The organism is Listeria monocytogenes, from assembly GCF_900187225.1.
GTDB lineage: Bacteria > Bacillota > Bacilli > Lactobacillales > Listeriaceae > Listeria > Listeria monocytogenes.
In genome coordinates this window covers 300,307-323,410 of sequence record NZ_LT906436.1, presented here as the reverse complement: position 1 = coordinate 323,410, position 23,104 = coordinate 300,307, and the positions used below count along the sequence as shown (strand labels likewise).

General features: G+C 36.1%; 20 protein-coding genes and 1 riboswitch. Of the genes, 9 read left to right on the top strand and 11 right to left on the bottom strand.

The window, feature by feature from the left end:
* Positions 1-647 precede the first annotated feature (647 nt).
* Genes CKV70_RS01565 through CKV70_RS01555 form a run of 3 tightly spaced genes read left to right on the top strand, consistent with a single transcriptional unit; the run spans position 648 to position 6,414 of the window.
* Positions 648-3,686, top strand: a complete 3,039-nt coding sequence (locus CKV70_RS01565; RefSeq protein ID WP_014600448.1) for a type I restriction endonuclease — start codon at positions 648-650, stop codon at positions 3,684-3,686.
* A 3-nt stretch (positions 3,687-3,689) separates the two neighbouring features.
* Entirely contained in the window at positions 3,690-5,309 is a 1,620-nt protein-coding gene (locus tag CKV70_RS01560) for an HsdM family class I SAM-dependent methyltransferase (protein ID WP_014600447.1), read from the top strand.
* The gene (locus CKV70_RS01555) at positions 5,302-6,414 is read left to right on the top strand and encodes a restriction endonuclease subunit S (RefSeq protein ID WP_014600446.1); all 1,113 of its coding nucleotides are present in this window, start codon (positions 5,302-5,304) and stop codon (positions 6,412-6,414) included. Before CKV70_RS01560 ends, CKV70_RS01555 begins: the two co-directional genes overlap by 8 nt.
* 139 nt (positions 6,415-6,553) lie before the next feature.
* Here CKV70_RS01555 and CKV70_RS14565 read toward each other — a convergent pair whose 3' ends face one another.
* From CKV70_RS14565 to CKV70_RS01500, 11 genes are all read right to left on the bottom strand, one after another.
* Entirely contained in the window at positions 6,554-7,087 is a 534-nt protein-coding gene (locus CKV70_RS14565; RefSeq protein ID WP_014930817.1) for a hypothetical protein, read from the bottom strand.
* A gap of 28 nt (positions 7,088-7,115) precedes the next feature.
* Positions 7,116-7,325: a recombinase zinc beta ribbon domain-containing protein gene (locus CKV70_RS14650; protein ID WP_014930816.1), complete on the bottom strand. Its 210-nt coding sequence runs from the start codon at positions 7,323-7,325 to the stop codon at positions 7,116-7,118.
* Positions 7,307-7,738, bottom strand: a complete 432-nt coding sequence (locus CKV70_RS14555) for a recombinase family protein (protein WP_158423066.1) — start codon at positions 7,736-7,738, stop codon at positions 7,307-7,309. Before CKV70_RS14555 ends, CKV70_RS14650 begins: the two co-directional genes overlap by 19 nt.
* A gap of 456 nt (positions 7,739-8,194) precedes the next feature.
* Entirely contained in the window at positions 8,195-8,674 is a 480-nt protein-coding gene (gene rlmH / locus CKV70_RS01535; RefSeq protein ID WP_008946708.1) for a 23S rRNA (pseudouridine(1915)-N(3))-methyltransferase RlmH, read from the bottom strand.
* 686 nt (positions 8,675-9,360) lie between these two features.
* On the bottom strand, positions 9,361-10,866 hold the full coding sequence (gene htrA, locus CKV70_RS01530; protein WP_014930814.1) for a serine protease HtrA: 1,506 nt from the start codon (positions 10,864-10,866) through the stop codon (positions 9,361-9,363).
* Positions 10,867-10,963: 97 nt separating this feature from the next.
* Positions 10,964-11,794 carry an MBL fold metallo-hydrolase gene (locus CKV70_RS01525; protein WP_003722911.1) on the bottom strand — a complete coding sequence of 277 codons (831 nt, stop codon included), beginning with the start codon at positions 11,792-11,794 and terminating at the stop codon, positions 10,964-10,966.
* 119 nt (positions 11,795-11,913) lie between these two features.
* Positions 11,914-12,753, bottom strand: a complete 840-nt coding sequence (locus CKV70_RS01520; RefSeq protein WP_003722910.1) for a two-component system regulatory protein YycI — start codon at positions 12,751-12,753, stop codon at positions 11,914-11,916.
* 2 nt (positions 12,754-12,755) lie between these two features.
* Complete coding sequence (locus CKV70_RS01515) at positions 12,756-14,078, bottom strand: YycH family regulatory protein (RefSeq protein ID WP_003722909.1); 1,323 nt, start codon at positions 14,076-14,078, stop codon at positions 12,756-12,758.
* Complete coding sequence (gene walK / locus CKV70_RS01510; RefSeq protein WP_003722908.1) at positions 14,075-15,907, bottom strand: cell wall metabolism sensor histidine kinase WalK; 1,833 nt, start codon at positions 15,905-15,907, stop codon at positions 14,075-14,077. The genes CKV70_RS01515 and walK overlap by 4 nt, the downstream gene beginning before the upstream one ends.
* 184 nt (positions 15,908-16,091) lie before the next feature.
* A complete protein-coding gene (gene yycF, locus CKV70_RS01505; RefSeq protein ID WP_003722907.1) occupies positions 16,092-16,805 on the bottom strand; it encodes a response regulator YycF in 714 nt (237 codons plus the stop codon).
* Positions 16,806-17,017: 212 nt separating this feature from the next.
* Positions 17,018-18,199 carry a pyridoxal phosphate-dependent aminotransferase gene (locus CKV70_RS01500; protein WP_014600442.1) on the bottom strand — a complete coding sequence of 394 codons (1,182 nt, stop codon included), beginning with the start codon at positions 18,197-18,199 and terminating at the stop codon, positions 17,018-17,020.
* 152 nt (positions 18,200-18,351) lie between these two features.
* Positions 18,352-18,471: riboswitch (SAM riboswitch) on the top strand.
* A gap of 110 nt (positions 18,472-18,581) precedes the next feature.
* Between CKV70_RS01500 and CKV70_RS01495 the strand changes: the two genes are divergently transcribed.
* The 6 genes from CKV70_RS01495 (at position 18,582) to CKV70_RS01470 (ending at position 23,097) form a co-directional block, all read left to right on the top strand.
* Entirely contained in the window at positions 18,582-19,403 is an 822-nt protein-coding gene (locus CKV70_RS01495; protein WP_003722905.1) for a MetQ/NlpA family ABC transporter substrate-binding protein, read from the top strand.
* Between the two features lie 14 nt (positions 19,404-19,417).
* Entirely contained in the window at positions 19,418-20,434 is a 1,017-nt protein-coding gene (locus tag CKV70_RS01490; RefSeq protein ID WP_003722904.1) for a methionine ABC transporter ATP-binding protein, read from the top strand.
* Complete coding sequence (locus tag CKV70_RS01485; protein WP_003722903.1) at positions 20,431-21,093, top strand: methionine ABC transporter permease; 663 nt, start codon at positions 20,431-20,433, stop codon at positions 21,091-21,093. Before CKV70_RS01490 ends, CKV70_RS01485 begins: the two co-directional genes overlap by 4 nt.
* An 89-nt stretch (positions 21,094-21,182) precedes the next feature.
* A complete protein-coding gene (locus CKV70_RS01480) occupies positions 21,183-21,962 on the top strand; it encodes a carbon-nitrogen family hydrolase (RefSeq protein ID WP_009930687.1) in 780 nt (259 codons plus the stop codon).
* A gap of 161 nt (positions 21,963-22,123) precedes the next feature.
* Positions 22,124-22,795, top strand: coding sequence for a Crp/Fnr family transcriptional regulator (locus CKV70_RS01475; RefSeq protein ID WP_014600441.1), 672 nt, complete (start codon positions 22,124-22,126; stop codon positions 22,793-22,795).
* A gap of 74 nt (positions 22,796-22,869) precedes the next feature.
* The gene (locus CKV70_RS01470; protein ID WP_014600440.1) at positions 22,870-23,097 is read left to right on the top strand and encodes a hypothetical protein; all 228 of its coding nucleotides are present in this window, start codon (positions 22,870-22,872) and stop codon (positions 23,095-23,097) included.
* The last annotated feature ends 7 nt before the right edge of the window (positions 23,098-23,104 follow it).

Below are 23,104 nucleotides of genomic sequence, written 5' to 3'. Positions count from 1 at the left end.
AGCAGTTTTATAATGATTTAGCATAGTGTAGTAGAGTAATATAAATTCCATTTGTAATCTTAATGCCAAATACCCATAGCAACCCAGACTTGTTTTTAAACATTCGTTTAATAGTTTTTCCATTTGTTGCTTTAAAGGTTAAAAAACCTACGTCAGTAGTAACATAACAAAGTAAATCATTTTCGACATACCCCTTCTATACATGAATAGCAAATTCTATATCTTCTTGTGTTTCAGGACTGAAAAACCATTTCCAACTGCTAGCTGTTTCCTCGGTATACATTGTTATATTCATAACAGCATACCTCACTTAATAATTTATAGTATTTCAAAACCGTTATAACATAAATGTACTAATGTTGCATCATAAATATTGCTAAAAAATATATCTACCTATTTTGGATATTATTTTGATAACATGAAATATCAATTTCTTAGTCTTATTACAATAATCACGAAAAAAATTATCTGCTTTTGAAATTGTTTATTTTCAATTAGTATCTATCCATGTTAACAAACTATCTTTTTGTTCCATTTTGCTCTAAAATAGACTTATATGGAACCTATTGAAACAGGACTAAATAAAACATATTCATCATAATAATGGTAGTAATTTTCGGAAAATAACGTTTGATTGGGGTTATATTATGACAGCGAATAAGAAATTTCATGAACTTACCCGTGTTCAGATTCCTGCAATGGCGCATCTAACACGTTTAAGTTATGAGTATCTTTCTTTGAAAAACTTAAATATTGATGAAGACACGGGGATTATAACAGATGTTTTCAAGAGTCAATTTACTAGATTTAATCCTGAAGCAGATTTTGAAAATGAATTTAAAAATATAAAATCAGAGCTTGATCAAGATGATTTAGGTCGCTCTTTCTATGAGCGGCTTACAAATGGAGAACACAAATTAATTGATTTTATCCAGCCAAATAAAAATGTGTGGCAAATTGCTGCAGAAGTAGAACATGAACGTGATGATGAAAAATTTCGACCAGACATCACCATTTTTATTAATGGATTACCCCTCGTATTTGTAGAAGTTAAACAGCCAAACGTAATACGTGATGGACTTACAGGAATTAAGTCAGAGTCTAAAAGAACGATAACTCGTCTCAAAAAGAAAGCATTTCGTCGTTTCAACAATATCACTCAACTAATGATTTTTAGTGATAACATGCCTTATGATTCCACATTAGGACAATTACAAGGGGCATATTATACAACACCTAATTTAAGTAACTTGATGTTTAACTCTTTTAAGGAACAAGAAGCTTCAGTATTTAATGTTACTCCACTTGATGATATAAAAGTTGATTGTATTTTAAAAGACTTGAACAAACAAATCCTTAAAAACAGTCGAGAATTCCAAACTAATTTGGAAAGTACGACACCTACCAATAAAATTTTATCGTCACTTTTAACGAAAGAGCGAATCTTATTCTTTATCCAATATGGTTTAGTTTATGTTAACGAATTTGATAAATCTAATGGTTCATTAGATATCCAAAAACATGTGATGCGTTATCCTCAATTTTTTGCAACTAAAGCCATTGAAAATAAATTAGAAGAAGGGATTAAGAAGGGCGTTATTTGGCATACTCAAGGATCTGGTAAAACTGCACTAGCGTATCACAATATTAGATATCTTAAAGATGTTTATCAAAAGAAAGATATTATTCCTCACTTCTATTTTGTTGTGGATCGATTAGATTTGGCTGACCAGGCAGCCGAAGAATTTATGAAGCGTGGATTAACTGTGAAGAAAATATCTTCCTCTTACGAATTGAGTCAGCCATTCACACATGATGTTGCAGTAGTAAATATACAAAAATTTAAAAACGAAACCAGTTTCATCAATAAATCTGGTTATGAATTACGTGAACAAAATATTTACTTCATTGATGAAGCACACCGTTCATATAATCCTAAAGGATCTTACTTAGCTAATCTTTACAACGCTGATAAAGACTCAATTAAAATCGCACTGACAGGAACACCACTAATCGCTCCTAAAAAATTTGATTCTTCTGGTGAAGAAGTTCTTGAAAATGCAGATTTAAAGACTACTCGTAATATTTTTGGAGAGTATATTCATAAGTATTATTACAATGATTCCATTGCAGATGGATTCACTTTGCGTTTGATTCGTGAAGATATTGAAACTCAATATAAAGCAGAATTACACTCAAAACTTCAAGAAATACAGGTTCAACAAGGGGCTCTAAATAAGAAAATGATCTATGCCCATCCTAAGTTTGTTGATCCTATGCTTAAATATATCCTAACCGACCTTAAAAGGTTTCGTATTGCTCAGGGTGATGAATCTATAGGAGCTATGATCGTGGCAAGTTCTTCTGAACAGGCTAAAGAATTATTCAAACAATTTAATGAAAAATACGCTGCAACTTATGGATATACAGCTGAGTTAGTCTTACACGATCAAGAAGAAAATAAAAGAAAGGTTAAGACATTTAAATCAGGAAGTGTTGATTTCTTATTTGTATATTCTATGTTACTCACAGGATTTAATGCTCCTCGACTAAAAAAACTATACCTAGGACGGAAAATTAAAGCTCATAATTTACTGCAAACCTTAACACGGGTCAATCGTCCATATCGTGATTATAAGCAAGGATACGTCGTTGATTTTGCTGATATATCACATGAATTCGATAAAACAAATCAAGCATATCTTGAGGAGCTAACAAGGGAATACGACACAGGTATTACTGGAGAAGATGCTAAAAATATTTTCGGAAGTCTATTCGTATCAACCGATGAAATCAACCAAAAATTAGATGAGGCGGATAGCGTGTTGATTGACTACCCTACCGACAATTTGGAGGTTTTTAGTCAAACCATATCGGATATTACTGATCGTAAAACGTTGAATGAATTACGCATGGCATTGATAACTATTAAAGATAATTTTCAACTAGCTCGTCTATTAGGGCACAATGAAATACTACAGAGAATTGACTTAACACTAGTATCTAAAATGCTAACTATGTTGATACAACGAATTTCTACTCTAAATCAGCTAGAAAATGCAGATGATACTTCTGGTGAAGAGTTATTAAATTTGGTAATGGATGATGCTGATTTCATCTTTGTGAAAACCGGTGAAGCCGAACTTCAGTTGGCCGCTAACGACTTGCAAGAAACGAAAAAGAAGGTAGCCAGTGGTCTAAAAGAAAATTGGGATAAAAAGGACCCCGAATATATCTCACTTTTAGAAGAATTCAAGCGGATTATGATGAAGCAAAATATGTCTGAAAATAATGATTGGCAGTTTATCAAAACAATGGATGAAGAATATAAGAAAATACTTCGTCAAATTGGTGAATTGAATCGTAAAAATAGGCAACTTGCAGCTAACTTTTCTGGTGATCATAAATATGCTCGTGTTGCAAAACGTCTTAACTTAAGAAAACCTAGTGACAATATAGGATTATACAATGTTTTGAAAGGAGCAAAAGAAGGTATTGATAAAGTTATCGTTAATAACGAAAACATCCTTGATAATGACAAATTTTTTGAAAGCAAAACCAAAGAAATTGTTGGTGAAACATGGCGTAATCTGAACGGTAAAATAAATGTTTCACCACAAATTTTAGTAAAGATATCTAGTCTAGCGACAAAAGAATATATTAATGAATTTGAAGGAGCACTGTAACTAATGAATGAATCATACACAACGATTGTTAAGCAATTAGTTGATGACTTAAAAGCAATATCCGCTAATGCAGGATTAGGTGGCGAAGCAGGTGAATACAATCTGGTTACACAGTCATTTTTATATAAGTTTTTAAATGATAAGTTTTTATTTGAAATAAAAAAATTACACCCAAATTATGATTATGAAAAATTAGCTAGTCTTAGTGAAGACGAATATACAATGTTACTTGATTTTGAGTTAGGAACTAATGCGGCACATTTACATCCACGCCATTTAATTGAAGACTTGTATAAACATCAGAACGAGGATGACTTTGCTAAAACTTTTGATGATACGTTGAATGATATCGCTGTGGAAAATAATTCGATTTTTTCGGTCCATACCGCTGGAAATTCTGATATTCGTTTATTTGAAGAACGGCTTATCAATGATATCGTTCGTGACAGTAGTATGCGGAATGATGTTGCTAAGCAAATCATAGCTAAACTAGCGTTGGTTAAATTTGATGAGGTCATTTTTGATCAAGGGTTCGATTTTTTCTCAACTATTTTCGAATATATGATTAAAGATTATAACAAAGATGGTGGAGGAAAATATGCCGAATACTATACGCCACATTCAGTTGCTAAGATCATGTCGGAAATTTTGATCGGTGACGACGAACCAAAATCAGTTAAAGCATATGATCCAAGTGCTGGATCAGGAACACTTTTGATGAATGTCGCAAGTAAAATCGGGACAGATAAGGTATCTATTTATTCTCAAGATATCTCTCAGAAGTCATCAAACTTACTTAGATTGAACTTAATTTTAAATAATTTGAGCCATTCAATTAATAATATTGTTCAAGGTAATACAATTATTGAAAATAGACATGCTGATAAGAAAATGGATTATATAGTATCTAATCCACCTTTCAAACTAGATTTTTCAGAATGGCGAGAACAAATAACAACATTACCTGAATTTACTGAGCGATTTTTTGCTGGTGTTCCTAATATTCCAAACTCTGCTAAAGATAAGATGGCTATTTATCTGTTATTCATACAACATATCATCTATAGTCTTAACAATACAGGTAAAGCAGCAGTGGTCGTCCCGACAGGGTTTATTACAGCTCAATCAGGAATTGAAAAAAAAATCCGGAAACATTTGATTGATAATAGATGGTTAAAGGGGGTTGTTAGCATGCCTTCTAACATATTTGCGACGACTGGTACAAATGTCAGTGTAATTTTTATTGACAAAACTAATAATACTGACGATGCTAAAGTAGTTCTGGTTGATGCAAGTAAATTAGGAACTAAAGTTAAAGACGGAAAAAGTCAAAAAACATTACTAAGTTCAGAAGATGAAAAACAAATTATCCAAGCTTTTCAGATGCAAGAAGCACGAGATGATTTTTCTGTTACTGTTACTTATAACGAAATTAAAGAGAAAAAATATTCATTATCTGCCAGCCAATATTTCGATGTGAAAATTGAATATGTTGAGCTTACACAGGAAGAATTTAATAATCAAATGAAGAAATTTCAATGCACTTTACAATCTCTTTTTTTAGAGGATAACAAACTACAAACAGATATTTTAGAACAATTGAAAAAGGTGAAATATGAGTAAATGGATTTCTACTTCTCTAGGTGAGGTAGCAAAAATAATCACTGGCCCATTCGGAACCCAACTTCACAAGTCAGATTATGTTGACTCTGGAGTTGCAGTTATAATGCCTCAAAATATAGGTTCTAGACAAGTTAATTATGAGAAGATTTCTTACATTTCTGAGGAGTTTGCAACGACTCTAAGGCGATACAAAGTATTAAAAAACGATATTGTTTTTGCTCGTCGAGGTGATGTTGAAAAACATGCATTTATCACAGAATCTGAGGAAGGTGAACTCTGCGGAACTGGATGTTTTCTCGTACGATTCACAAGCGAACATGTTTTACCAGAATTTATTTCTTTGATTTTAAGTACACCTTTCGTGAAAAAATGGCTAGTCTTAAATGCTGTCGGTTCAAATATGCCAAATTTGAATACTGAAATATTAAAAAATGTTCCTATTAAATTTCCAGATTTATCTACTCAACAAAAGATTTTATCAACTATTTCATCGGTTGAATATAAAATTAGAATCAATACAAAGATAAATACTAATTTATTAGACATGGCTAAGGCAATTTACATGCATTCTTTTTTTGGAAAACATGAGAATGCAAAGATTTCAGATATACTTCTGGAAAACAGTAAGTCCAACATCCAAGTTGGTGAAGCAAGAGAGGCTCGCGGCGATTATCCATTTTTTACAAGTGGTGAAACAATTTATGAATGGGATAATTATCTTGTCAAAGATAGAAATATTTATCTTAATACTGGTGGAAATGCCGATGTCAAATTCTATATTGGTAAAGCCGCATATTCCACTGATACATGGTGCATTTCAGCTAAAAATGATTTTACAGACTATCTCTATCTATTCCTTGATGCAATAAGACCTGAATTAAATCAGAAATTCTTTCAAGGTACCGGGTTAAAACACCTACAGAAAGCATTAGTTAAAGATAAAGAAATATACCTTCCTTCCAAAGAAATACTAACAGAATTTAACTCTATTGTGAAACCGATGATGGAACAGGTATCCTTCAATACTCGTAATAACCAATACTTATCTGACCTACGTGATTGGCTATTACTTGTCTTGATGAACGAACTAGCAACAATAGAATAGTTTGATAAATTAATATTTAGATAAAATACTTCTCTACAAAAATATCAAGACTTCTTCAGTAATTTATCATTGTATTTTTTCTATTTAGTATGCTGATAACGTTATGCTTACTTCGTTACGCAACTCCATAACAGTTCCCCTAGCGATTATGAACCGTTAGGGGATTGTTACGAGGACGATCACATTTAATGCGATTCATCATTGCTCCTATACAGTTGAATCGAAAGGTTGTTGTTAAGGCAAAAAGAACCGTATCCTCTGAATGGGATACGGTTTCTCTATAATGCTTGTTAAGTTGATCAATAATGGATTGGTCAAAATACATCGTCAATTGTAAGCGGTCTTTAGTATCTGGCGTAAAGTTAATCTTTTGAATAAACGTTCTGTATAGCTGTTTTATCTGTTGCTTTTCTTGATTGCTTACTAGTTTATCAATGTCAATAACAATGTCAGTCACGTTGTCTACCTCTATTTTCTTACCTTGATAACTTAAAATGGTTAAGAGCTCATTTTCTCGAATCTGTTTTTCTCGTAGTAATGTATGCAGTTCTTCTAAACGTTCTTTTAACGAGTCTAACAATTCTGGGTTTTCTTCTAACAATAACGTTAATTTCTCATTTTTTACGATTGTTTCTTGTTTTTGAGCCTGTATAACCTTTAGCTCTTCCGACAATGGGAGGCGCTGCTCCTCCATTTCCTGATTAAGTGCTTGAATTAACTTCTTTTATAATTTGTGGGTGTTGAACGGTTTCCTTCAACCTTTCAGCCACAAACTGTTCTGCTTGATCTGCTCGGATTGAATTCGCATGGCAAACACTCGCTCCTTTATTTCGAAATTGAAAACAGGAATAATACCGAATACGTTTTTTGGTTCCATCCTTTAGTCGATTGATCACATTATTTGCTGCCATTGGTGCTCACATTCTGGACATCGAAGTAATCCTGTCAGAGCATTTTCGCCTGTATGATTACAATTTGGGTGCCTACTCTCTAATTCCAAACGCTCCTGAACCGCCTGATAGGTATGTTCATCAATAATTGGTTCGTGGTCTCCTTTTACAATAATCGGGTGGGAGTTTTTCCCTTTTCTTCGTTTCGTATGCCAATCAACGTAATGAGCATATTTTAAATACCCAGCATAGATTTTATTATGCAAAATATCTTTAATGGTAGTAGTTGAAAAAAGGGTGCCTTTAATAGGCTGATAGCCCCTTTTATTTAATTCATTTGCAATCGAACGATACCATTGACCACTCAAGTATTTTGAATAAATCAACTGAACTAGTTCCGCTTCTTTAGGCTCAATGAGTAATTTTTCCATCATTATCAACAACACTAACATAACCAAATCGTCATCCCCCTGCATAGCGCTTTTGATCTCGTACCAATTAGGTCATAGTCATTTGAACATTTTCTGAAATTTGATTTCGCTCAAATTCACTAAAGCTGACAAGAAACTGCAACATCAACTTCCCACTAGAGGTCATTACGTCAGTTAGAGACACCTTTTAGACTAGATTGAGAGATTGAAAAATTTTCAATCGCAATGCTATTACCAGCCACATTGATTTGTCTAGAGCTGACAGAAACGGATATTCTATTTAATGCACTAGCTGATTGACTAAATGAGGCTGAAATCCCACTGGCAATAGTAGAATTACTATTAATCGACATGCTGTTCGCTCTTTTTTTAACAAGTCATTAACTTTGTGTCTATTTAATTTTTACCAAAGAGCATATCTATTTTCTATACTTTTTGTTAATAAGCAAAAAAACACCCCTACTTATGATAAGGCTCCCCACGAACAATCCGAAACGCCCGATAAACCTGCTCCACCAGCACCAATCTCATCAACTGGTGCGGCAACGTCAACCTACCAAACGAAATCCGCTCATTACTCCGCTTCAACACTGCCTCACTAAGCCCCAGCGATCCACCAATCACAAACGTCACCTTACTTTTACCATACGTCGCCAGCTTATCCAAATCCGCCGCAAATTCCTCGCTCGACTTCATTTTCCCATCAATCGCCAGCGCTATCACATGGGCATCATCCGGAATCTTCGCTAAAATCCGCACACCCTCTTTATCCTTCACTTGCTTCATTTCCGCGTCACTCAATACTTCCGGGGCTTTTTCATCCGGAACTTCAACAATCGTCACTTTCGCGTAGGCGCTAAGTCGTTTTAAATATTCGGCGATTCCTTGTACTAAATATTTTTCTTTTAATTTCCCGACCGTTACAATTTGGATATTCATTTATGCCACCCTTATCTTTTTTAATACTTTTATCATACATCAAAAATCCCTCATTGCACTAGTCAAAATAAAATAATAGCAGCTTTCCATAAAAAGTTATTCCACAGGTTATCCCGCCCTTATACACAAGTTATCCCCAAAAATTATCCACATATCCACAAGCTGCTTCTCTATTTTGTGTCCGAACGTATATTCTCCACAATATATATGATAGCCAAATTTCACTATCCACAGCTTATCCACAGGTAAAATCGTCCTCTAACTATTCAAAACTTAAACTCCACCAAACAGCGGAACCCCTTCTCCTACAATCAATCTCGCGAATCGAATTTCTATGTAAAGTTATTTTCCTTGTCACATATCCAGCTTATAAAAAGTAAAAATGTGGATAAATGGCTTTCTATCCACATTTTTCTTTTTTGACCTATATTTTCGCAAAAAATGTGTTTTTTTCAAAAATAAATCTGTGTTTATTGATTAAATTATCAAAATTGTTCTTTTCCACAAGATATTCACTGCTTACACACAGGTTATCCACAGAAGTTATCCACATATCCACAAACTAGTTCTATATTTAGTAGGAGAATTCTTGTTCTCTACCATATCTATATCCGAAAAAAATCGCTATCCACAAGTTTTCCACAGAAAAAAGCCACCCTCTTTTTCAAGAGAATGGCTTTTTGTTATCATGTAGTTGTTTTTGCTGCTTCTAATTTAATATCTGTGGATTTTTCTTTACCGTCACGATAGTATTTTACTTTGACTTTATCGCCAATTTTCACGTCGTTACCGTATAGAATTTTGCGTAATGTCATGGAGTTTGTTACTTTTTGGCCGTTTAGTTCAACAATAACATCGTATTGTTTCAAGCCTGCTTTGTCTGCTGCAGAACCGGATACTACTTGTTGTACCATTGCGCCGTAATCTACGCTATCAGGTAATTTCAAGATATTTTTTTGTTGTGTTTCTGGAATTGTATCAACGTCACGTAAGGATACACCTAGAGATGGACGTTCTACTTCGCCTTTTGTTTCTAGTTGTTCGATGATTGGTTCTACTGTGTTACTTGGAATTGCAAAGCTAATACCTTCTACGTTTTCCATCGAAATTTTCATTGAGTTGATACCGATTACTTGGCCTTCAATGTTAATTAAAGCTCCACCACTGTTACCTGGATTGATTGCTGCATCTGTTTGGATAACATCTGCTTCCCAGTCTTCTGTTCCGTCGCCATTTGTATCAACTGGTACTGCACGGTTTAGACCAGAAATAATACCTTGTGTTACAGAACCGGAAAATTCCGTTCCTAGTGGGCTACCAATTGCAATTGCTGGTTCACCAAGTTTTAATGAATCTGAATCGCCGAATGCAGCGACTGTAGTAACATTTTTATCATCAATTTCAAGAACAGCTAAATCGTTCCATTCGTCTGTTCCGAGTAATTTTGCTTCGGATTTTTTACCGTTTGTAAAAGTTACTTCTAATTTATTTGCATCAGCAACAACGTGATTATTTGTTACGATGTAGGCTTTTCCATTTGCCTTTTTATAAATAACACCAGATCCTGATGAAGCTTCTTGTTCAGAAGTCGTTGTTCCATCAAGGGATGAAGATGATTGGTAATTTAGTACACTGACCACCGCATCTTGCACTTTGTCTACTGCTTTTGTTACATCTGATGTTGTATCTACCGAAACTTTTTCTACTTTGGTAGCTTTATTATTTGAGTTTGAAGTTGTATCTGCGTTATCGCCATTATCCCAAGCGACAAAGAAAATAATAAGTCCTCCGATAATAACACCAATAAGTGCTGTTAAAAAGTAACCAATAAAGTGTTTGCCGCGTTTCGGTGGTTCACCATTCCCGTTACCACTTCCGCCATTATTCACTCTATTAGTAGGTGGGACTGCCCCGCCACCAGTTGTACCAGCGCGTCTTGGCCCTGGAGCCGGTCTAGCAGGTTCTGATTCTTTATTACTTGCTTCTTCAAAAAATGCATTTGTAGAACTCGCCTCGGCTGCATCTTCTGTCGCTCCGGCAAATTTCTCCCCTTCTGGGGTCACGCCTTCTACAATAGGAGTTTCTTGGACTGGTTGCGCGCTCTCCGGTGTATGTAAAGTATCCTCGACCTCTCTTTTCGGCGTGCTTTCATTCTCGCTGTTTTCATTTAAATTCTTTTCTTTCTCGTCCATGTCTTCCTTCCTCTCTGCAAATTTCGCATTTATATACTTCCATAATAAACCCCAAATATGAAAAAACGATGAAAAAGCTTTAAAAAAACGGTGAAACTTAAATAGTAAAGATAGATGTAGCATTATCAGGGTCTGTGTCAAAAATTTCTAGTTTGCCCCCAACATCAATACCTTCTGCCATAAGTGTTTGTGTTACGCTCATTCTCGCAAGTTCTTTCATATTGTTGTCTTTACTAAGGTGTCCCAAATAAATTCGTTTTGTTTGATCGGTAATAACTTCACTCATTGCTATTGCAGCGTCCTCATTGCTCACGTGACCTTCATCACCTAGAATTCTGCGTTTCACATTCCACGGATAGCGTCCCATTCGAAGCATTTCTACATCATGATTACTTTCAAAAAGATAAGCATCAGCCCCCGCAATATGACCTTTCATTCGGTCGCTTACATAACCAGTGTCCGTTATCATTACAAATTTTTTATTCCCTTTATGAAATATGTAAAACATCGGCTCAATTGCATCATGAGAGACTCCAAAAGATTCCACTTGCATACTACCAAAGGTTTTTACTGTTTCCATATCAAATTGGAATTTTTGATCTGAAGAGACTTCGCCAATCATATTATCCATGGCTTTCCACGTTTTCGCGTTAGCATAAATAGGGAGTTTGTATTTACGAGCAAGCACACCAAGACCTTTAATATGATCTGAATGTTCGTGAGTAATTAGAATCGCGTCTAAATCGTTCATATCACGACCAACTTGCGCGAATAGTCCTTCCATTTTCTTTCCACTCAAACCACAATCGATCAGAATTTTTTGGTCTCCGGTTTCGACAAGTGTGGCATTCCCTGAGCTTCCACTGGCTAATATACTAAATCGGATTTGGTCCGTATCTTTTTCCGTTAAAATTTTATTTGCGAACATTTTTAATCCCCCTAAAGGCTTATATATCTTTCATTGTAACGCTAATTCGGCAAAATTGCATGCCCTATCGTTTGAAAAAGCCAACCTAATTTTTCATAATAATTAGGTTGACTCATTTTTTATTTAGCTTTTTGGCGGCTTGATAATTCTGCACCAGGTTCAGTTGTTGATTTGTTTTCTGATTGATTAATTACTTGTTCGTCTTTGGCATTTACGAGGACGTAGTTAGTTTCGCCCGAATGTTTTACTTCAAAACACCAAACGGGGAAGTATACATTTCCAGAGGGTAGCTGTACTGTCGTGTAATAGCCAAATGTTGCAGAAACCACGTCGCTGTCTTGCTTCAATTCTCCGTGCTGATATACCGCTTCTAATGCATCTGTTGCGGACATTAAATTGGTTTTATCTTTTAAATCATCTTGCTTGGACATCCAAGTTTGCTCGTATGAGATCACTCGGTCATCTTGATCTAAATAAAAAGTAATTTGTCCCGCTTCATCAAATAGAACCATATTATTATTAATTAATTGATTAAAAGTAAGCGTCCGAGCATCTTTGTCATAATTCCAAAATTGATAGGATTCCCCGCGATAAACATCCGATTCCATAAATTTTTGAAATTCTGGGTTACTACCTTTTTTGCCAGCTTTTACTGGAGTTTGTAGGACAGAATAGATTTGTTTATTGTTATCTTTAAGCGTAATGGCTTGCCCTGTAAGATCGCTCACATCTTTTGTTGTAAAAGCTGCTCGCTCTGTAGTGAAGATAGAGCCGCTAGTAGGTTTGGTCGATAAATCAGGATGAGAGATATTATCTGCTTTTAATCGTTCTTCTAGCGTTTCATTTCCGAGTGTATCTGGGTCATCTGATAGTTGCTTGTTGAAAAATATTACTGCTAAAAAGACGTTAAGAATGAGGAGAGTCACAATAAAAATCATTTGTGTTTTACGCCAATCCATTTTTATTCACCCGCCTTTTCTGCGTCTGGTTGGAAGATGAACCATTTGTCATGATACTTATACAGCCATGTCGGCTCTAATGTCACAAGACGATTCATGCCTGAAGATTCGCTCCTAGTCATATGATAACCAGGAACAATATCTTCAATTTCTTCTGCTTTAACGTTAGGATTTTGGGCAAGAGCACTATAGACAGAATAAGATGATGGTAACGTAACTTCTTTTTTCTCTCCCGGAACATCTGTATCTAAACGGAAAAATGGCCTCATGTACTTATAAACAGCTTCAAGTCCTTCTGTTACAGAAATATCCGCCATACCATTCTCATTGTACACTTGTAAATTATCGATGAATAAACTGAAATTAGTCGTCGCACTTTCCGCGGCATAACCTGTGAAATAGTAAGCGCCGTCACCAGTCCAGCCAGCATGGTCGTTCACAAAGTTAAAACTATCTTGAATAAGTCCAGCTCGTTTAACACTGCTGAGGTCTTCTGGATTAGTACGTTCTTGTGATGGATTTACATACTCTAATACTTTATTATCTGTATCCATTTCAATGACACTTGAACCATCTGTGTATGTGTTTCCTTCACTTTTAACAGTACCAGAATCTTGGAATAGTGCGGACGTGAATAAATTAATTTCAAGCGAATCGATGATATATTTTTTGCGATTTAGTTTCGTTTTTTCAGAGCTTAGGAAAAGATTGCGTTTGTTTGAAATTAGCTTATCATTTTGAGTCAGCTTGCTTTCATTCTTTTTAACAATTTTTTCGATTTTATCAATGTCTTTATTTTGCAAAGAACTTTGGTAAATATTTTCTTGATCGTCATTTGTGAAATAAACCGAATGTAGCCCTGTATCCGTTTTGTTAATATCAAAAACAATTCGATTAAAGAACGCTGACTCAAGCCCTTCCCCTTCTACTTGAAAAATTTGAGCAAAGATAGAGAACGGAATATTATTGGGGAAAATAATCTCGATAGTTCCATTTTTATGGATTAATTTCTCATAGTCTTCACTACTTTTTTTACTAGCTAATACTACTTCCGAGAAACTAAAGGCTTTACCTTGCGCCATTAGTTCGTTTAATAAATCAGCATCTAAACTTTGGTAATTATTTTCATTTGCGTTTACAGCTAGTTTGTATGGTTTGAATACTTGCGAGGTTGTCATTGTCTTGTCAATGGTTGTTTTTTCAACTTCTTTTACGTTAATTGCTTCGTAATCAGGTTGTCCCTTCCAAATAAAGTAGCTTAGGACAATACTGAGTACGACTAAAATGGTTAGTATAAATGAGCGAAATCCTGTTTTTTTCATCATTCCCAATCATCCTCCGGTAAGTCACTGTATGGCAGGGTGAATTTAATTATGGTTCCTTTATTCTTATTACGTTCGGCCCAAATTCGACCGCCATGTGCTTCGATAACTTCTCGAGCAATAGCGAGTCCTAACCCTGTTCCTCCCATTTCTCGCGAGCGCGCTTTGTCTACGCGGAAGAATCGGTCGAATACATTTGCTAAATCTTCGTCTGGTACGCCTAAACCTTCATCGGCAATGCTCACTTCAATTTCATCTTCAAATTTTTTCAGATAGAACGAAATGCGGCCACCATCTGGTGAATATTTATTGGCGTTAGAAATAATATTATCAAGCACTTGCATTACTTTATCTTCATCAATTTCGATGATGACTGGTTCTCTTGGAATATGGCGTTTGAACATGATTGTTTCTTTTTTCATCATTTCAAAACGGTCAATAATATGGTTAAAGAAGTCTGTAAAGTTCACGAAACTTTTTTCTAGTTGTTCCCTGCCGCCGTCCATTCTGGAAAGTTTGAGCAGGTCATTAACGAGACGAATCATTCGCTCGGTCTCATTTTGCGTTACTTCAAGGAAACGTGGAGCGATTTCTTTATCTTCCCACGCGCCATCGCTTAATGCTTCTAAATAGCTATGCATACTGGTAAGTGGGGTTCTTAGTTCATGTGATACATTGGATACGAAGTCGCGACGTTCTTGGTCCACTTTTTCTTGATCTGTAATATCGTGAAGTACCGCGATAACCCCATTGTTAAAGCCAGTTTCTCTTTGAATAACCGAGAAATTGGCACGAAGCACGTAAGGTTTGTCGAGAGTACTACGGTCCATTGTTAACGAACCATCCACTTCCATTAAATCTTCGAACTGGTACGTGTCCCCGATGTCTAAAACATCAATAATCGAGCGTCCATTCGCACTTTCATGTTTCACGCGGAGCATTTTTTCTGCGGGCGTATTAATGAGAATTACTTTCCCGCGGCGGTCGGTTGCAATTACGCCATCTGTCATATATGCGAGTACTGAAGATAATTTGCGTCGTTCCCCTTCAGTCATTGCTTGGGCTTCTTGGACTCGTTTCGTTAACGTATTAAAAGAATCGGCCAGTTCCCCAATTTCATCGACACCATATACTTTAACTTTGCGGCTATAGTTCCCGCGAGCCATCGCATAAGCTTGACGTTTCATTTCGACAATCGGTTTAGTAATGGTTCGCGATAATAGAATTCCAAGGACGGCTGTAATAATCATCGCAATCAAAGTACCTGTGATGAAAATATTGGTAATATCATCTACCTGTTTATATACGCTTTCAATATCAGCGACAAGATAAATAGCCCCTATCACTTGGCCTTTATTTTTGATGGAGGATACATTCACCCAAACGCGGTTATTTTTATTTGATTCATCTTTATAGATTTTGTCCTCGGAAGTCGTTCCAAGTGATAATGTTCGTTTTACAAGTGGATCGTTGCTTTTTTGGCCAACAATTCCTTGGTTATTTAAATTCGATGTTCCGAGAATTTTTCCTTTGTCATCTACTATTCTTACTTCGATTAAGTTGCTGCTTGCACGCGAATAGTCGACTAAGAGTTCTCTAATATCATTTTGTAACTTGACGGAGTTGTCGCTATTTTTAATAATTTCTTCTCTAGCATTATAATCCAGCAAGGTAATACTATTTGTAATAGAATCTTGAAAATTTTTCTCCAGTTGTCCTTCCAGTTCACGTACAAAATACGCGCCGATTACTTGCATTGCAACGATAATTAGTAGCAAATACATAATAACTAACTTAAATTGTACGGACTGAAAAAATCTCATTTTATGCATAAGTCGTTCTACTCCTATTCGGGGTAATATATTTAAATTAGTATACCATATGTTATGGGGTAGACGTATTGTTTTCCCTGTTAATTGGGTCGATTTATTTATAAAAATAGTAACTAAGTAAGCGAAAATACCCAAAAAAAGTGGTCACCGAATTTTTTTCACTTCGGAAACCACTTCTTGTTATTTATTCTTGTTCAGGATTGCGTAAATAATAACCAACTCCGCGTCTAGTTACTAACCATGCTGGGTGACTTGGATTATCTTCAATTTTTTCACGTAAACGACGAACGGTAACATCCACCGTACGAACATCGCCGAAGTAGTCGTAGCCCCAAACAGTTTGGAGTAAATGTTCCCGTGTCATAACTTGTCCCATATGTTTTGCTAAATAGTGTAGTAATTCGAATTCACGATGCGTAAGTTCGATTGTTTCTCCACGTTTAGAGGCCACATATGCGTCTGGATGAATAATAAGAGAACCGATTTCTAGTTCGCTGTTTTCTTCTTCCTCGGCTGTGCTTGAGCTTACTTGGCTGTGACGGCGCAAGTTGGCTTTCACACGAGCGATTAATTCACGGTTACTGAATGGCTTCGTTACATAGTCATCCGCACCAAGTTCCAGTCCGATAACTTTATCAATTTCGGAGTCTTTCGCTGTTACCATAATTATTGGCATATCATATTTTTTACGAACTTCACGACATACCTCAATACCATCACGACCTGGAAGCATAATATCCAGTAAAATCAAATCTGGCTGAACTTCTTCTACAAGTTCTAACGCTTCATCGCCATCATAGGCGCAATATACATCAAAGCCTTCTTTATTTAGATTAAACTTAACTATATCCGCAATCGGTTTTTCGTCATCTACTACAAGAATTTTCTTTTCTGCCATTTTTTTACAGTCCTCTCATTCCTGGATTTCGCCGGCTTTAACCGGGACAGATACTTTTTATTTAATGCGTAAAAATCTCACTAAATACTTTAAATTCTGGCCTGCCTTCATAAAACAACATGCTAAGAATAGACTTACTATCCAATTATAACACATCCCATTAATTATCTGAATTATTACAAGCGATTTTCTCTTAAAATTGGATAAATTGGCTACTGCTGTGTAACTTTATCGAACAAATGCAATTTGGAAACTCGCGTTACTGCTTCTTCCAAGCGCTCTTCATCCATTAAAAGACCTACGCGGACGTAACCTTCACCAAACTCCCCAAAACCACTACCATCCGCAACGGCAACACTCACCTCTTCTAGCAGATAATCAGCAAATTCGCTACTTGTAAAGTCTTCAGGGACTGGCATCCAAGCAAAGAACGAACCAGCCGGCGCAACTGCCTCCCAACCGATCTCCCTACAAGCAGAAATAAAGGCATCCCTACGATTTTCATACCGTGCAGTTAATTCTCGCACACAAGTCTGATCTCCTGTTAAAGCTTCTATTGCAGCATCTTGAATTCCTGGAAAAAGACTTACATACATATGATCTTGAATAAGATTAATTGCTTCGATAACTTCGCTGTTCCCCACTGCAAAACCAACGCGCCACCCAGCCATATTATACGTTTTCGAAAGTGTATAAAGTTCAATTCCAACTTCTTTCGCACCGTTCGTTTCTAAAAAACTAATTGGTTTTTTACCGTCAAAGCCAATACCTCCATATGCGAAATCGTGCGCAACAACGATATTATGATTCTTGGCAAAAGCGACTGTATCTTCAAAGAAATCTGCCGTTGCTACTGCGCCAGTTGGATTATTAGGGTAATTTAAATACATTAATTCAGTTTTTTCGGCTATGTCTTCTGGAATTTTAGTGAAATCTGGTAAAAAATTATTTGCGGCAATAAGCGGCATTTTTTCAAATTGAACTTCACCTAACACTACTCCTGACAAATAATCAGGGTAGCCCGGATCAGGTAAAAGCATCGTATCACCTGGGTCCATTAAACACATCGGCAACTCCACCAAACCAGTTTTTGTCCCAAATAAAATGGCTACTTCTGTGTTTGGATCAATCGTTACATTATATTCACGCGCATAAAAATCAGCCGCGGCTTGTTTAAGCTCCTGTTTTCCACGAAACAAAGAATATTTGTGGTTAAGTGGTTTTTCTGAAGCTGTTTTCATCGCTTCCACAATATGTTTGGGTGTTGGCTGGTCTGGGTTTCCTTGTCCTAAGTTAATGACATCATGCCCTTCTGCCACCTTTTTTCCAACTTTTTCAACAAGGCTAGAAAAAAACTGATCTGGTAAATTTTGCAAGCGTTTGGAAATTTTCATTTGGCACCCGTCCTTTTCAAGTTTCATTGATTAAAATAGTAAAGTTTTCTGAAGTATTTGTCCAGTATGATTTTTTTTAAACTTAAAAAAGCATTGACAAATTAAGCTAATATGCGTATATTTTTAACTAACAGGTTTTTCTAAAATATTTTCTCTTATCGAGAGCGGCAGAGGGACTGGCCCGATGAAGCCCGGCAACCTAACTTTATTTAAGCGTAAAGTGAAGGTGCTAATTCCAGCAAAATGGTGTATTCCGTTTTGGTAGATAAGAGGAGCTGGATATGTTCGACTTTCCACTTCTCTATTCTAAAATAGAGAAGTTTTTTTATTGCTTTCATGAATAAATCTGGATAATCACACAACATACTAGGGAGGAAAAAAGATGAAAAAATTAACAAAAGGGTTAGGAATTTTACTTGCATCAAGCCTTGTTTTAGGATTAGCAGCATGTGGAGGAGGCAGTGACGATAAAGCCTTGAGCACAGAAAAAATCACCATTGGAACAACTGCAGGACCTCACCAACAAATCGCTGAAGAAGTTCAAAAATTAGCGAAAAAAGACGGTCTTGAAATCAAAATCAAAACATTTGATGATTATAATACACCAAATACAGCTTTAAACGATGGTGATTTGGATGCGAATAACTACCAAACAATCCCATTTTTAGAGCAACAAAAGAAAGATAAAGGCTACAAATTAGATGTTGCTTTTAAAACAGTAGCTTTCCCAATGGGTATTTACTCCAACGATATTAAAGACTTAAAAAATCTTAAAAAAGGCGACAAAATTGCCGTTCCAAACGATCCAAGTAACGAATACCGTGGTTTAAAACTATTTGAAGATGCTGGCGTTATTAAATTAAAAGATGGCGTGGAAGAAAAAGCAACGAAAAAAGACATTGCTGAAAACCCGCTTGACCTTGAAATCGTTGAACTTGAAGCTTCTCAAATCCCTGCACAATTAGATGAAGTCGCAGCCGCAGCTATCAATACTAACTTTGCAATGGGCGCTGGACTTTCTATTAATAAAGATGCCATTTACCACGAACCTACAAAAGACAATCCATATCCAAATGTTTTCGTTGTTCGTAGTGCCAACAAAGACGATGAAGTCGTAAAAACTTTAGAAAAATATTACCATTCAGATGAAGTAAAAGCATTTATTGAAAAAGAATTTAATGGGTCTGTAGTACCTGCATTCTAGGGAGTTGTTTTATTTTGATCGAATTACATCAAGTTTCAAAATCATTTAATGTAAATGGAAAAACCGTAGAAGCCGTCAAAAATGTTTCTATTACAGTCGAAAAAGGAGAAATTTTCGGTGTCGTTGGTTACAGTGGCGCCGGGAAAAGTACCCTTGTTCGTTGCATCAACTTGCTTGAACGTCCAGATGCTGGCCAAGTTGTGATTGATGGGAAGAACTTATCTACCCTATCAAGCAAAGAACTTCGTGTCGCTCGTCGGAAAATCGGCATGATTTTCCAAGGATATAACCTACTGAAAACAGCAACTGTCTATGATAACATTGCCAAGCCATTAAAATTAGAAGGCGTTCCAAAAAACGAAATCGAAACGCGCGTGAATAAATACTTGTCGATCGTTGGCCTAGAGGATAAGCGAAACAACTATCCAAGCCAACTTTCTGGCGGTCAAAAACAACGTGTCGCGATTGCTCGTGCTCTTGCGCATGAACCAGAAATTCTCTTAAGCGATGAAGCAACAAGCGCCTTGGACCCTGAAACAACAGAAGCAATTTTGCAACTGTTACTTAAAATTAATGCGGAACTCGGCATTACGATTTTCTTAATTACACATGAACTTGATGTCATTCAACGTATTTGTGACCGGGTTGCTGTAATGGAAAATGGTCATTTAGTGGAACAAGGTACCGTTCTTGATATTTTTACAAAAGCAAAACACGCGACAACCAAGCGTTTTGTTGGGTCGGAAGCTAGTTTTGACATTCCGCAAGATTTGCTTGAAAAATATGTTGCGACTGGGAAATTGGTTTCTCTTCATTTTATTGGGGACGAAGCGGATGAACCTGCGCTCGCTCTTGTATCACGCAAATTCGACGTTCTTCCAAGTATTTTAGCTGGTGGAATTGATCATTTGAAAAACGGAACACTTGGAAAACTACTTGTTCATTTAAAAGGGGACGAAGTTGAATACAGTAAAGCTATTTCTTATTTAAAAGAATCTGGAGTCGTTGTTGAGGAGGTCGAGTTACTATGAGTTTGTTTTTTGAAGAATGGGGCCCGATACTTTGGCAAGGATTTCTAGAAACGCTGACGATGACTGGGATTACACTCGTGATTTCACTTGCGATTGGTTTACCACTTGGCGTATTTTTAACATTAACGCGTAAAGGTGGTCAATCAGAAAACCTGGTTGCCTATAGTATTTTAAACTGGGTTATTAATATTTTACGTTCGTTACCGTTTATTATTTTGTTATTCTTAATGATTCCCGTAACACGGTTTGTTGTTGGGACTACTATTGGGATTCAAGGTGTGATTATGCCACTTGTCGTATTTACGGCACCTTATATCGCCCGTTTAATGGAGTCTGCCCTTTTGGAAGTGGATCGTGGAGTTGTGGAAGCTTATCAAGCAATGGGGATTTCTACACCGAAAATCATCTGGAGTGTGGTTATTCGCGAAGCTCGGTCTGGTATCGTTCTTGGTTTAACTATCGCAACAATCGGACTTATCGGTGCGACTGCAATGGCTGGACTAGTTGGTGCTGGCGGACTCGGAACAATTGCATACCAATATGGTTTCCAACGTTTTGAGCCGACAGTCATGTATACAACCATCATCATTTTAATTATTATGGTTCAAGCACTACAATCATTCGGAAATTTCTTATCTAGACGTCTTAAAAAAGATTAATTCACTACTTAGAGCTTGGTGCGAAGTGTTCCAATATGGACTCGCCACCAAGCTTGTGTTATTTTTAAAAGAAAAAGGGAGCGAAGAACATGTGGAAGTTGGCATTATGTCAAACTGATGTAGTTTTTAAATATCCTGATGCAAACTATGCACGGATTGAAAAAGCTATAGTTGAAGCTGCAAAAAATGGGGCAGATATCGCAGTTTTACCAGAAATGTGGAATACAGGTTATGCTTTAAATGAATTAGCTGGGGTTGCTGATTTAAATGGGGAGAGAACGAAAGAATTTTTAGCAACACTTTCTGAAAAGCACCAAATCGCAATTATCGGTGGCTCGGTTTCTATTTCGGAAGGAACCAAATTTTCTAATACAATGTATGCTTTCGACAAATATGGCGGACTACTTTCTTCATATAAGAAGGTTCACTTATTTCAGCTTATGAATGAACATCTTTATTTAGAAGCTGGAAATGATAAAAATCTATTTCGACTGGATGGCGTTTCTTGCGCTGGTTTCATTTGTTATGATATTAGATTTCCAGAATGGATTCGTAAACATACTTCAGAAGGCTCAGAAGTCATTTTTGTTTCTGCGCAGTGGCCTGCTGAAAGAGTTACTCAATGGGAACAACTGCTTATTGCGCGCGCTATTGAAAATCAAGCCTTCGTCGTTGCCGTCAATCGTGTTGGCGATGATCCTAATAATCACTTCAATGGACACTCGCTTGTGATTGATCCACTTGGTAACATTGTCGTTCATGGTGGTGAAGAAGAAGGAAATATTTATGCGGAAATTGACTTAAATCTAGTTGCTGAAACACGAGGAATCATTCCTGTCTTCACTGATCGACGTCCTGAGCTTTACTAAATAGCTAAAAGATGCAAAATAATATTTTTGCATCTTTTCTCATTAAATGTACATATTATCAGCAATAAAGTGGCAATTTGGTATAATTAATATAGATTAATTTTTTGTTAATTTTGATATTATGTATTATAGTTAACAAAAAAGTAAAGGGGCTGCTAATAATGGATGCACTATTTAATTATCAAGAATTTGTTCGGCTTTCTCATGAAGGCAATATTAAATATGAAAAATTAAAAGTTCCAAAACATACAGATTTAGTAGATACTGCCTCGCAAAGAAATAATCATGTCTATTTAATTGTTGAAGGCTTTGTTTCTATTTCCATGAATCCGCAATCAAACAGTATCTATACCGTCTTAGGTAAAGGTTCTTTTGTAAATTACTATAGTTTATTTCAGGGAAATGTAGATGAGTTTCTGTTCACAACCATTTCACCATGCACTATTTACAAATATTCTTTTAAAGATTTAGAGTACTTTCTTTCCATGTTTCCAGAGAATTTTGGTTTTCAATTTTTCATTATGCGCGACCTGGCTCGCCACGCGTTCTTCAAAAGTCTTTTCGCCGAGACTAGTTCTTCTGATAAATTAGAGCTTTCTTTTTCTAATATGGGCAAATTACACGGAACACTCTATGAAAAAGATAGTGTTATCTTACCGAAAGAAATGCGAACTAGTACTATCGCTGCTTATAGCAATCTATCGAAAAGCAGTTTTTACAAACAATTAACCCTTTTAAAAGAGCACGGTAAGATTTGGAAAAAAGGGAAAGAATGGGTTGTTAGAAATAAGGAATTGTACGATTATGTGAAAGCTAGACAATTTGTTGATTAAAAAAAGCCACCCTGTTTTAAATTATAATCAGGAATTAGCTGTTTATTTTATGTTTATAGAGGAGTAAAAAAACGTTGTATAAACTAGGAACTATTGAAGTTACTGTAGAAAAATATAGAGCGGAGTTTGCTAAAAAACACTATTTACCTTTTATGAAGGAACTAATGAATATGTCAGGTTGCACACTTTTAGAAGCCCGCGACTTTATTGACAAGGTAATAGCTGAGGAACAAATCGAAGTTAATTCTATGTCAAAAGAAATACAAGATTATTGCTTGGCTGAACTTCAAGAGGATGAATAGTATTCGT

What these genes read in the sequence shown, in the direction of transcription:
- CKV70_RS01565 (WP_014600448.1), top strand. Translation starts at nt 648, where the DNA reads ATGACAGCGAATAAGAAATTTCATGAACTTACCCGTGTTCAGATTCCT.
- CKV70_RS01560 (WP_014600447.1), top strand. Translation starts at nt 3,690, where the DNA reads ATGAATGAATCATACACAACGATTGTTAAGCAATTAGTTGATGACTTA.
- CKV70_RS01555 (WP_014600446.1), top strand. Translation starts at nt 5,302, where the DNA reads ATGAGTAAATGGATTTCTACTTCTCTAGGTGAGGTAGCAAAAATAATC.
- CKV70_RS14650 (WP_014930816.1), bottom strand. Translation starts at nt 7,325, where the DNA reads ATGGCAGCAAATAATGTGATCAATCGACTAAAGGATGGAACCAAAAAA.
- CKV70_RS14555 (WP_158423066.1), bottom strand. Translation starts at nt 7,738, where the DNA reads ATGATGGAAAAATTACTCATTGAGCCTAAAGAAGCGGAACTAGTTCAG.
- rlmH (WP_008946708.1), bottom strand. Translation starts at nt 8,674, where the DNA reads ATGAATATCCAAATTGTAACGGTCGGGAAATTAAAAGAAAAATATTTA.
- htrA (WP_014930814.1), bottom strand. Translation starts at nt 10,866, where the DNA reads ATGGACGAGAAAGAAAAGAATTTAAATGAAAACAGCGAGAATGAAAGC.
- CKV70_RS01525 (WP_003722911.1), bottom strand. Translation starts at nt 11,794, where the DNA reads ATGTTCGCAAATAAAATTTTAACGGAAAAAGATACGGACCAAATCCGA.
- CKV70_RS01520 (WP_003722910.1), bottom strand. Translation starts at nt 12,753, where the DNA reads ATGGATTGGCGTAAAACACAAATGATTTTTATTGTGACTCTCCTCATT.
- CKV70_RS01515 (WP_003722909.1), bottom strand. Translation starts at nt 14,078, where the DNA reads ATGATGAAAAAAACAGGATTTCGCTCATTTATACTAACCATTTTAGTC.
- walK (WP_003722908.1), bottom strand. Translation starts at nt 15,907, where the DNA reads ATGCATAAAATGAGATTTTTTCAGTCCGTACAATTTAAGTTAGTTATT.
- yycF (WP_003722907.1), bottom strand. Translation starts at nt 16,805, where the DNA reads ATGGCAGAAAAGAAAATTCTTGTAGTAGATGACGAAAAACCGATTGCG.
- CKV70_RS01500 (WP_014600442.1), bottom strand. Translation starts at nt 18,199, where the DNA reads ATGAAAATTTCCAAACGCTTGCAAAATTTACCAGATCAGTTTTTTTCT.
- CKV70_RS01495 (WP_003722905.1), top strand. Translation starts at nt 18,582, where the DNA reads ATGAAAAAATTAACAAAAGGGTTAGGAATTTTACTTGCATCAAGCCTT.
- CKV70_RS01485 (WP_003722903.1), top strand. Translation starts at nt 20,431, where the DNA reads ATGAGTTTGTTTTTTGAAGAATGGGGCCCGATACTTTGGCAAGGATTT.
- CKV70_RS01480 (WP_009930687.1), top strand. Translation starts at nt 21,183, where the DNA reads ATGTGGAAGTTGGCATTATGTCAAACTGATGTAGTTTTTAAATATCCT.
- CKV70_RS01475 (WP_014600441.1), top strand. Translation starts at nt 22,124, where the DNA reads ATGGATGCACTATTTAATTATCAAGAATTTGTTCGGCTTTCTCATGAA.